This is a genomic window from Mycobacterium kyorinense, from assembly GCF_002101735.1.
In the GTDB taxonomy this organism is placed as follows: domain Bacteria; phylum Actinomycetota; class Actinomycetes; order Mycobacteriales; family Mycobacteriaceae; genus Mycobacterium; species Mycobacterium kyorinense.
Window position 1 is genome coordinate 37,861 of the sequence record NZ_LQPE01000038.1, and the last position, 12,409, is coordinate 50,269.

Annotated in this window: 1 protein-coding gene; it reads right to left on the minus strand. The window is 69.7% G+C overall.

Annotated features, from left to right (window positions below):
* Positions 1–9: 9 nt before the first annotated feature.
* Entirely contained in the window at positions 10–12,372 is a 12,363-nt protein-coding gene (locus tag AWC14_RS06865) for a type I polyketide synthase (RefSeq protein WP_045378510.1), read from the minus strand.
* Positions 12,373–12,409: the final 37 nt, after the last annotated feature.

Consider the following 12,409-nt stretch of genomic DNA (forward strand, 5'->3'; position numbering starts at 1 on the left):
GACATCGGTCTACTCGTCGTCGTTGAGCAACGCCGCGTTGACCAAGTCGTCGAGATCCATGTCCGCGAGGTCTTTTTCGCTGACCTCGGTCGCAGCGATGCCTTCGGTTTCGTTGGCCAAACTCAGCAGCAGGTCCAGCACCCCGGCCTGCCGGAGGCGCTTGACCGGAATCGAGGCGACGACGCGCTGGATTTCCGCTTCCCCCGGCGCGACCTTTTCCGGTATGTCGCTGCCGGCGCCGAGCAGCTCTTGACGGAAGTATCCGGCCAGCGCCGCGGAGTTCGGATAGTCGAAGATGAGCGTGGGCGAAAGTGCCAGCCCGGTAGCGGCTTTGAGCCGGTTGCGCATCTCGACGGCGGTCAGCGAGTCGAAACCCAGTTCCTGGAACGCCTTGTCGGGATCGATGGCCTCCGGCGTGGTGTTGCCCAGCACGGTGGCGATGTGTGAGCGCACCAGATCCAGCAGCACGGCATGCTGCTCGTCCTCGGCCAGCCCTTCCAGGCGTTGCAGCAGCGCCGATTTCGATTTGGCCGCGGCCAGCGAGTCGTCGACCTGACGCCGCGCCGACGCATTGATCAGGTCGACGAACATCGGCGGCAGGGTGCCGGAGTCGTGCTTGGCGCGCAGCGCGGTGAAGTCGATGCGGGCCGGCAACAGGAACGGCTCGTCGACGATCATCGCGGTGTCGAGCAGCGAAAGGGCCTCGCCGGCAGACATGGCCACGATGCCGTCGCGGGCGAACCGGGCGAAGTCGACGGTCCCGAGGTCGCCGGTCATGCCGCTGGCCTGCTCCCACAGCCCCCAGCCCAGCGAGATGGCCGGCAGACCCTGCGCGCGGCGGTGTGCGGCCAGCGCGTCGAGGAACGAGTTGGCGGCGGCGTAGTTGGCCTGTCCGGAGGAGCCCACCAGGCCGGCCATCGACGAGAACATCACGAACGCCGACACGTGCAGATCCCGGGTCAGCTCATGCAGGTTCCACGCCGCGGTCACCTTGGCGCGCAACACCGCATCCATCCGCTCCGGTGTCAACGACGTGACCACCGCGTCGTCGAGCACCCCGGCGGTATGGAACACCGCGGATAGCGGACGCTCGAGACGACCGACCACCGCGGCCAGCGCGTCACGGTCGGCCGCATCGCAGGCGACCATCTGCACCTGTGCCCCGGCTTGACGGAGCTCCGCGGCCAACTCGGCCGCACCCGGCGCCTCGGCGCCGCGGCGGCTCAGCAACAGCAGGTGACGCACTCCATGCTGGGTCACCACATGGCGCGCCAGCGCCGACCCGGCCATTCCGGTACCGCCGGTGATCAACACCGTGCCGGCGGCCCACGCGTCGGGCATCGTCATCACGACCTTGCCGACATGGCGGGCCTGGCTCAAATACCGCAACGCCGCCGGTGCGCGACGAATGTCAAACCTGGTGACCGGCAACGGCCGCAGCGACTTGTTCGCGAACATCGCCGCAAGCTCGCTGAGTATCCGCCGGATGTGGTCGGCACCCGCTTCGAAGAGGTCGAAGGCGCGGTAGCGAACCTGTGCGTGATTGTCGGCCACCACCTGCGGGTCGCGGATGTCGGTCTTGCCCATCTCCAGGAAGACGCCGCCGGGCGCGACCAATCGCAGCGAGGCGTCGACGAAATCGCCGGCCAGCGAGTCGAGCACCACGTCCATTCCGCGACCGCCGGTGGCCGTGCGGAACTTCTCCTCGAAGTCCAGGCTGCGCGAGTCGGCGATGTGATCGTCGTCGAAACCCATGGCCCGCAACGTTTCCCACTTGCCGCGGCTGGCGGTGGCGAACACCTCCAACCCCCAGTGCCGAGCCAATTGCACGGCCGCCATGCCGACACCGCCGGCGGCGGCATGAATCAGCACCCGCTGGCCGGGCCTCACCTCGGCCAGCGTCGACAGCGCGTAGTACGCCGTCGCGAAGACAACCGGCACGGTGGCCGCATCGGTGGACGACCAGCCGGCGGGAATTCCGAGCAGCAGCCGCTGGTCGGTGGTGGCGATGGTGCCGGTGCCTTCCGGGAACAAGCCGGCGACCCGGTCGCCGACCGCGAATTCGGTAACGCCGGGCCCGATTTCGACGACGACGCCGGACGCCTCGACGCCCATCGCGGCGTCCTCGTCCGGGTAGAGCCCCAGGGTGATCATGACGTCGCGGAAGTTGGCGGCCATGGCCTCGACCGCGATCCGGACGTGCCCGGATGCCAGCGGCGCGTCGGCGTCGGGCAGTGGCTCGATCAGCAGGTTCTCGAATGTGCCTGGGCTGGAAAGGCCTAACCGCCATGGTTTTCCGTCGCCGGGTGGCACCAGCAGCCCGTCCACGGCGCGGCTGCCGTGCACCCGTGCGATGTGGGTGACGCCGCCGCGCACCACCACCTGCGGCTCGCCGACCGCCAATATCGCCTCGGCGTCGATGTCTTTGTCCACGTCGGCGAGCACCAGCCGGCCGGGGTGCTCGGTCTGCGCGGAGCGCACCAGCCCCCAGACCGCAGCGCCGGCCAAGTCGGTGACGACCTCGCCCGGCAACGCGACCGCGCCGCGAGTGACCACAACGAGCACTCCCGAGTCAGGCTCGGCCACCCACGACTGCACCGCGGCCAACGCCGCGTGCGTGCGTTCGAAGGTGGCCGTCAGCGGATCGCCTGCCGTCGGCGCGGATTCGAAGACCTGGTACGACGGTGTGGCATCTGCGCCCGGGGGTGCGGGCGACCAGTTCACCTCGAACAACCGATCCGGACCCGAACCCGACAACGCCGCCATCAGCTGCTGCTGTGTCACCGGCCGGGCCACCATGGCCGACACCGACAACACCGGCAGCCCCAGCCCGTCGGCCAGCTCGACCGACACCGACGACGGGCCGGTCGGCGCGATACGGGCCCGCACCGCCGACGCCCCGGCGGCATGCAGGCACACCCGCTGCCACGAGAACGGTACCAGCACACCGCCGTCCGCATCGGGGCCGTTGGCGGCCACGATCACCGCGTGCAGCGCTGCGTCCAGCACGGCCGGGTGCACACCGAATCCCGCCGGTGACACTCCGGCGTTGGCGGGCAGCGACACCTCGGCGAACACCTCGTCGCCGCGGCGCCACATCGCGGTCAGGCCCTGGAACGCGGGACCGTAGCCGTAGCCCCGGGCGGCCAGTTGCTCGTACACCCCGGTCACGTCGACGGGTACCGCACCCACCGGCGGCCAAGCCGACAACTCCGCGGCCGGTTCGACACTTCCGGAGCTGAGCTGGCCCTCGGCGTGCAGCACCCAGCCGGAGCCGGCGTCGGCGCGGGAAAACACCGACACCGCACGCAAACCCGTTTGGTCGGCGCCACCGACAACCACCTGCACCGCGACCGACCCGGTGGCGGGCAACACCAACGGCGCCGCCAGCATCAACTCCTCGACGACGCCGCAACCGACTTCGTCGCCGGCGCGGATCACCAGTTCGACGAATCCGGCGCCGGGGAACAGCACCACGCCGCTGATCGCATGGTCGTTCAACCACGGCTGCGATGCGGGCGCGAGCCGACCGGTGAGCACCACTCCCCCGGACGTCGGCAGTTCCACCACGGCGCCCAGCAGGGGGTGCTCACTGGATCCCAGTCCCAGCCCGGCGGCGTCGACCGCGGCGCCGTCGCCGGAAAGCCAGAACCGCCGTCGCTCAAAGGCATACGTCGGCAATTCGACAAACCGGCCGCCGCCCAGCATCTTCCGCCAGTCGACCGCGGCGCCGGAGACGAAAGCCTGTGCGGCAGCGGTGGTCAGACTGATGGGCTCGGGGCGGTCTTTGCGCAGCATCGGTACCGAGACAATGTCGGCGTCGGGCAGCGATTCGTCGATGGAGGCCGTCAGCCCGCCGCCGGGGCCCACCTCGAGGAAACGGGTGGCTCCGGCGGAATGCGCGAAGCGGATGCTGTCGGCGAACCGCACTGCTTGGCGGATGTGGGTCGTCCAATACTGCGCGGACCCGAAGTCGTCGCCGGCCAGCTGGCCCGTCACGTTCGAGATGATCGGGATGCTGGCCTGACCGAGCGCGAGTCCTGCTGCGACCGTGGCGAACTCGTCGATCATCGGCTCCATCAACGGTGAATGGAACGCGTGCGACACGGCCAGTCGGTGGGTTCGGCGGCCCATTTCACGTAGCCTTTCGGCCACCGCGGCCACAGCTTTTTCGGCGCCCGACACCACCACGGACGTCGGCCCGTTGATCGCCGCGATACCGGCGTCGTCACCGAGCAGTGGCCGGACTTCCTCTTCGGTGGCCTGCAGTGCGATCATGGCGCCGCCAGCGGGTAGCGCCTGCATGAACCGCCCGCGCGCGGCGACGAGGACCGCGGCGTTCTCCAGCGACAGGACGCCGGCGACGTGCGCGGCGGTCAGCTCGCCGACCGAGTGGCCCATCACGTAGTCGGGACGCATGCCCCAGGATTCCAGCAGCCGGTAGAGCGCCACTTCCACGGCGAACAGCGCCGGCTGTGCGAACTCGGTTGTGTTGAGCACGTTTTCGTCGTGCCCCCACATCACTTCGCGCAGCGGCCGCAGCAGGTGCCGGTCGAGCTCGCCGACCACGGTGTTGAACGCTTCGGCGAAGACCGGGTAGGCGGCGTGCAGGCCCATGCCCATGCCCAGCCATTGGGAGCCCTGGCCGGGGAAGACGAACACCGTCTTGCCCGCCGGTGTTGCGCAGCCTTGGATGACGCTGCCGGCGGGATCGCCGTCGGCCAGTTCGGTCAGCCCGGCAAGCAGCTGCTCCCGGTCGGAGCCGACGACGACCGCCCGGTGCTCGAAGGTCGACCGACCCGCCAATGTCCAGCCCACGTCGAGGAGTTCCAGCTCGCTGTGCTCGTGGAGGTAGCCGGTCAGCTGGGCGGCTTGCTTGCCCAGTGCGGTAGCGGTTTTCGCCGACACCACCCATGGCAGCACCGGCGGATTGACCGGCTCGTCGTCCGGCTCCTGCACCGCCGGGGCGGCCTCGATGATCACATGCGCGTTGGTGCCGCTGATCCCGAACGACGAGATACCCGCCCGGCGCACTTTGCCGTCGGCCGGCCACGGCTGCGGCTCGGTGAGCAATGCGATCCGTCCCGCCGACCAATCCACATGCGGGCTGGGTTCGTCGACATGCAATGTCGCCGGCAGCATCTGGTGGCGCATCGCTTGCACCATCTTGATCACGCCGGCGACGCCCGCGGCGGCCTGGGTGTGCCCCATGTTCGACTTGATCGACCCCAGCCACAGCGGCTCGGACCGGTCCTGCCCATAGGTCGCCAAAAGTGCTTGGGCCTCAATGGGATCGCCCAACGTGGTGCCGGTACCGTGGCCCTCTACCGCGTCCACCTCCGCCGGGGTGAGCCCGGCGTTGGCCAGTGCGGCGCGCACCACCCGCTGCTGCGACGGGCCATTGGGCGCGGTCAGCCCGTTCGAGGCGCCGTCCTGGTTGACCGCCGAGCCGCGCACCACCGCCAACACCGGATGGCCCAACCGCTGTGCGTCCGAAAGCCGTTCCACCACCAGCATGCCGCCGCCCTCGGAGAATCCGGTGCCGTCGGCGGCGCCGGCGAACGCCTTGCAGCGCCCGTCCGGTGAGAGTCCGCGCCAGCGGCTGAATTCCACGAAGATGTCCGGGGTGGCGTTGATCGTGACGCCGCCCGCCAGCGCCAGGTCACACTCGCCCGAGCGCAACGACTGCACGGCCATGTGCAGCGTGACCAGAGACGACGAGCATGCGGTATCCACCGACAGCGCGGGTCCTTCCAGGCCGAGCACGTAGGCGACCCGGCCGGAGGCGACGCTCGACAGCTGGCCGGTCAGCCGGAAGCCTTCGACGGGTTCGGCCGCGAACATCCCGTAGCCCTGTGTCATGATTCCGGCAAACACACCGGTGGCGCTGCCCCGAAGGCTGGTCGGGTCAATTCCGGCCCGCTCCAACGCTTCCCAGGACAGTTCGAGGAACATGCGTTGCTGGGGGTCCATGGCCAGCGCCTCGCTCGGGGCGACGCCGAAGAAGCCGGGGTCGAAGTCGGCGACGCCGTCGACGAAGCCGCCCGTGCGGGTGTAGCAGGCGCCGGGCACGTCGGGGTCGGGGTTGAACAGCCCGGCGAGGTCCCAGCCACGGTCGGACGGGAACTCGGTGAGCACGTCGCGGCCCTGAACCACCATGTCCCACAGGTCTTCCGGTGAGTTGACCGCGCCCGGGAAGCGGCATGCCATCCCGACGATCGCGATCGGGTCGTCGCCCGTCGCGCGGACTGCGGGGACCTGCTTGATTTCCTGCGGGACACCGGCGAGCTCGGTGCGCATGTAGCTGGCGAGCCTGCTCGGTGTCGGGTAGTCGAAGATGAGGGTGGGCGAAAGTGCCAGCCCGGTAGCGGCTTTGAGCCGGTTGCGCATTTCGACCGCGGTCAGCGAGTCGAACCCGAGGTCTGAGAACGCCTTGTCGGGGTCGATAGCTTCCGGGGTGGTGTTGCCCAACACGGTTGCGATGTGCGAGCGCACCAAGTTCAGCAGCATGGCGTGTTGCTCGTCGTCGGAGAGGCCGTGCAGTCGTTGCGCCAGAGCGGATTTCGACTTGGTGGCGGCCAGCGACTCGTCGACGCGGCGGCGGGTGGGCGCGGTGATCAGCTCGCTGAACATCGGCGGCACCGCCGTGGCGTGGCTGCGCAGCGCGGAGGTGTCGATGTGTGCCGGCACCAGGAACGGCTCGTCGACAATCATTGCGGTGTCGAACAGTTGCAGCGCCTCGGCCAAGGACAGCGCCTTGACGCCGCTGCGGCTCAGCCGGGCCCGGTCGGCGGCGTCGAGTCCGCCGGTCATCTCGCTGGCCTGCTCCCACAGCCCCCAGCCCAGCGAGGTCGCCGGCAGCCGGTGGGCACGTCGGTGCGCGGCCAGGGCGTCGAGGAAAGAGTTGGCCGCGGCATAGTTGGCCTGTCCGGACGAGCCCACCAGGCCGGCCATCGACGAGAACATCACGAACGCCGAGACGTGCAGATCGCGCGTCAGCTCATGCAGATTCCACGCCGCGTCGACTTTGGCCCGCAGCACCGTATCGATGCGTTCCGGGGTCAGCGAGCTGACCACCGCGTCGTCGAGCACACCCGCGGCGTGGATCACGGCCGACAGCGGATGCTGCACCGGAATGTCGGAGACGACCTTGGCCAAGGCTTCGCGGTCGGCGGCATCGCAGGCCACCACCTGGACCTGCGCGCCGGCTTCGCGGAGCTCGCCGGCCAATTCGGCCGCGCCGGGGGCGTCGGCGCCGCGGCGGCTGAGCAGCAGCAGGTGGCGCACGCCGTGCTCGGCCACCACGTGCCGCGCCAGCGCCGAGCCGGCCATGCCGGTACCGCCGGTGATCAACACCGTGCCCGCTGCCCAGGCGTCCGGCATCGTCATCACGACCTTGCCGGTGTGGCGGGCCTGGCTCAAATACCGCAACGCCGCCGGTGCGCGCCGGATGTCGAACGTGGTTACCGGCAAAGGGCGTAATAAGCCGTCGTCGAACAGCTTTGCCAGCTCGAGCAGGTATTGGTGCATCCGCGGCCGTCCGGGTTCGAAGAGGTCGAAGGCGCGGTAGCGCACGCCCGGGTAGTTTTCGGCGACCACGCCGGGATCGCGGATGTCGGTCTTGCCCATCTCCAGGAACACGCCTCCCGGGGCCACCAGGCGCAGCGAGGCGTCCACGAAATCTCCGGCCAGCGAGTCGAGCACCACGTCCATCCCCCGGCCGCCGGTGGCGCTCCGGAATTTCTCCTCGAAGTCCAGGGTCCGCGAGTCGGCGATGTGGTCGTCGTCAAAGCCCATGGCCCGCAACGTGTCCCACTTGCCGCGGCTGGCGGTGGCGTATATCTCCAGCCCCAGATGGCGGGCCAGTTGCACGGCCGCCATGCCGACGCCACCGGTGGCGGCGTGAATCAACACCCGCTGCCCCGGTTGCACGTCGGCCAGGTGCAGGAACGCGTAGTAGGCGGTGGTGAAGACGGCCGACACGCCGGCCGCTTCGGCGAACGACCAGTCGGCCGGCATCGGAAGCAACAACCGAGTGTCGCCGGCGACCAGCGTGCCGCTGGTGTCCGGGAAGAAGCCCATCACCGCATCGCCGACCGCGAATTCGGTGACACCGGGCCCGACTTCGACCACCACACCGGCGGCCTCGCCGCCCAGCAGCGCGTCGTGGGTGAACATGCCCAGCGTGATCATCACGTCCCGGAAGTTGGCGGCGATCGCGCGAACAGCCACCCGGACCTGACCGGGTCCCAGCGGCGCGTCGGCGTTGGGCACCGGTTCGAGTTGCAGGTTTTCGAATGTGCCTGCGGCCGAAAGACCCAACCGCCAGGGCTTCTCGCCGTCCGGCGGGACCAACAGACCGTCGACGGCGCGGCTGCCACGCACCCGCGGCGTGTACGGCACTCCGTCGCGGAGCAGCACCTGCGGCTCACCGACAGCCAAAATCGTTGCGGCATCGACGGGGCCGTCTACGTCGGCGAGCACCAGCCGGCCGGGGTGCTCGGTCTGCGCCGAGCGCACCAGTCCCCACACCGCGGCTCCGGCGAGGTCGGTGACATCTTCTCCGGGCAGCGCCATGGCGCCGCGAGTGACGACGACCAGAACGCCCGAGTCGCGTTCGGCCAGCCAGGTCTGCACCGCGGTCAGCGCCGCGTGCGTGCGTTCGTATGCGGCGGTGACGGGATCCTCTGTCGCCGGTAGCGATTCGAAGATCTCGTACGACGGCGTGGCCCCGGTCCCGGGGGAAGCCGGTGACCACGCCAGCTCGAACAGTCGATCGGCGCCCGAGCCGGATACCGCCGCCATCAGCTGCTGCTGCGACACCGGGCGGGCCACCATCGCCGACACCGACAACACCGGCAGCCCCACGCCGTCGGCCAGCTCGACCGACACCGCCGACGGGCCCGCCGGCGCGAGTCGCACCCGGACCGCCGAGGCGCCCGCAGCATGCAGCGATACGCCCTGCCAGGAGAACGGCAATGCCAGTTCGGCCGCGTCGTGTCCGACGACCAATGCGTGCAGTGCGGCGTCCAACAGCGCCGGGTGCACGCCGAACCCGCTGACTCCCCCGGCAGCCTCGGGCAAGGTCACTTCGGCGAACACCTCGTCGCCGCGGCGCCACATCGCGGTCAACCCGCGAAACGCGGGGCCGTATCCGTAGCCGTGGGCCGCCAGCCGCTCGTAGCCCTCGGCAACGTCGACGGCGGTGGCGCCGGCCGGCGGCCACGCCGACAAATCCGCCGCCGCCTCAACCGATTCCGAGCTCAACGCGCCCTCAGCGTGGCAGGTCCACGCCGAATCCGTGTTCTCCCGGGAGAACACCGACACGCTGCGCTTGCCGGTCTCGTCGGCAGCACCGACGACCACCTGCAGCGCCACCGAACCGGAGGCGGGCAGCATCAGCGGTGCCTGCAGCGTCAGCTCGTCGACCACCGAACAGCCGACCTCGTCGCCGGCGCGGATGGCCAACTCGACGAATCCCGTGCCGGGAAACACCGTCATCCCTGAGACGGCGTGGTCGTTCAGCCAGCCCTGAGACGACGGCGACAGGCGCCCGGTCAGCACCACGCCGCCCGAGTCCGGCCGCTCCACGACCGCTCCCAGCAGCGGATGCTCGCTGGACGCCAGGCCCAGACCGGCCGCGTCGAGCGCCGCGCCGTCGCCGGAGAGCCAAAACCGCCGCCGCTCAAAGGCATACGTCGGCAATTCGACGAACGTGCCGCCGGGCAGCGCTGCGCGCCAATCGACACCGACGCCCGACACGAAGGCCTGCGCGGCGGAGGTCAGGAACCGGTCGAACCCGCCTTCGTCGCGGCCGAGGGTGGGAATGACGATCGGGTTTGCGCCGTGGTCGGTGACGGTGTCTTCGATGCCGGCGATCAACGCCGGATGCGGGCTGGATTCGACGAAGGTTCGGTAGCCCTGCTGGCAGGCGCTGCGCACCGCCTGGTCGAATTCGACGGTCTGCCGGATGTTGCGGTACCAGTAGTCGGCGTCCAATCCTGCGGTGTCGAAAAGGCCGCCGGTGACCGTGGAAAAGAATGCGGTACGCGACGATTGCGGCTCGATGCCGGCCAGCGCGTCGGCCAACTTGTCGCGGATCGCCTCGACGTCGGCGGAATGCGACGCGTAGTCCACGTCGATGCGGCGCGCGCGCAATTCGCGTTCCGTGCAGTGCCGGATCAGCTCGTCGAGTGCCGGCACTTCACCGGATACCACCACCGCGGAGCAGCCGTTGATCGCGGCGATGCTGACCCGATCACCGAAGGGCGCCAACAACTCTCGCGCTTGCTCGCTGTCGCAGGCCAGCGACACCATGCCGCCGCGGCCGGCCAGCTCGGTCAACAGTTTGCTGCGCAGTGTGACGACGCGTGCGGCGTCACGCAACGACAACGCACCCGCGACGTAGGCGGCGGCGATCTCGCCCTGCGAATGGCCGATCACGGCGTCCGGGCGCACACCGATGGACCGCCACAATTCGGCCAGCGACACCATCACCGCGAACAGCGCGGGCTGCACCACGTCGACCCGGTCCAGGCCCGGGGCGCCCGGCGCGGCGCGCAGCACGTCGATCAGCGACCAGTCGACGAACTCCGCGAAGGCGTCCGCACAGGCCTGCATGTGCTCGGCGAAAACCGGTGCGGTGTTCAGCAATTCGACGCCCATGCCGAGCCATTGGGAACCTTGGCCGGGGAACACGAACACGGTTTTGCCGGCCGGCGTGGCGCCGCCGTGCACCACGCGCGCGCCGGGCAGGCCGTCGGCCAGTTCGCCCAGCCCGGTTAGCAACTGCTCCCGGTCAGAACCGACGACGACCGCGCGATGCTCGAATGTCGACCGCCCCGCCAACGACCAGCCCACGTCGACCGGATCCAGCTCGGTGTGGGTGGCCACAAACTCCGACAGCCGGGCCGCTTGCTTCTCCAGTGCCGCAGCGCTTTTCGCCGACACGACCCACGGCACCACCGCGGGCTTCATCGGATTCTCGGCAGCCGTCTCCGCGGGCGGGGCGGACTCGATGATCACATGCGCGTTGGTGCCGCTGATCCCGAACGACGACACTCCGGCGCGGCGCGCTTTGTCGTGGGCCGGCCACGGGTGGGGTTCGGTCAGCAGCGACACCCGGCCCGCCGACCAATCCACATGCGGGCTAGGCGAATCCACATGCAATGTCGACGGCAGCATTTCGTGGCGCATCGCTTGCACCATCTTGATCACGCCGGCGACGCCCGCGGCTGCCTGGGTGTGGCCCATGTTCGACTTGATCGAACCCAGCCACAGCGGCTCGGACCGGTCCTGCCCATAGGTCGCCAAAAGTGCTTGGGCCTCAATGGGATCGCCCAGCGTGGTGCCGGTGCCGTGGCCCTCCACCGCGTCGACCTCGGCCGGGGTGAGCCCGGCGTTGGCCAGTGCGGCGCGCACCACCCGCTGCTGCGACGGGCCGTTGGGCGCGGTCAGCCCGTTGGAGGCGCCGTCCTGGTTGACCGCCGAGCCGCGCACCACCGCCAACACCGGATGGCCCAATCGCCGGGCGTCCGAAAGCCGCTCGACGACCAGCATGCCGCCGCCCTCGGACCAGCCGACGCCGTCGGCCGCACCCGCGTACGGCTTGCACCGGCCGTCGGGCGCGAGTCCCCGATGTCGGCTGAACTCGACGAACACCGTCGGCGTCGCGTTGACCGTCGCTCCCCCGGCCAGGGCCAAATCGCACTCGCCCGAACGCAACGACTGCACCGCCATGTGCAGCGCCACCAGCGACGACGAACACGCGGTGTCCACCGACACCGCCGGGCCCTCCAACCCCAGCACGTACGCCACGCGGCCGGTGGCGACGCTGGACGTCATCCCGGTCAGCCGGTAGCCCTCGATCTCCTCGGCGAGCATGCCGTAGCCCTGGACGATGATCCCGGCGAACACGCCGGTGGCGCTGCCGCGCAGCCCGGTCGGGTCAATTCCGGCCCGCTCCAACGCCTCCCACGACAACTCGAGCAGCATCCGGTGCTGCGGGTCGGTGGCCAGCGCCTCGCTCGGCGACACCCCGAAGAACCCAGCGTCGAAACCCGCGACGTCGTCGACGAATCCGCCGTGCCGGGTGTAGGACTTGTGCGGCGCATCGGGGTCCGGATCGAACAGCCCGGCCAGGTCCCAGCCGCGATCGGTGGGAAACTCCGACATCACGTCTCGGCCCTGGGCGACCATGTCCCACAGGTCGTCAGGGCTTTGCACGCCGCCGGGGAACCGACAAGACATCCCGACGATCGCAATCGGTTCACCGGACCGTTCCAGCAGAGCGCGGTTCTTGCGCTTCAGCCGCTCCACCTGGACCAGCGCTTTACGCAGCGCTTCGGTCGCATGCTGGAGTTGGTCAGCCATATTTGTTACCCCTCGCCTAACGTCGGTCGCCGAACCC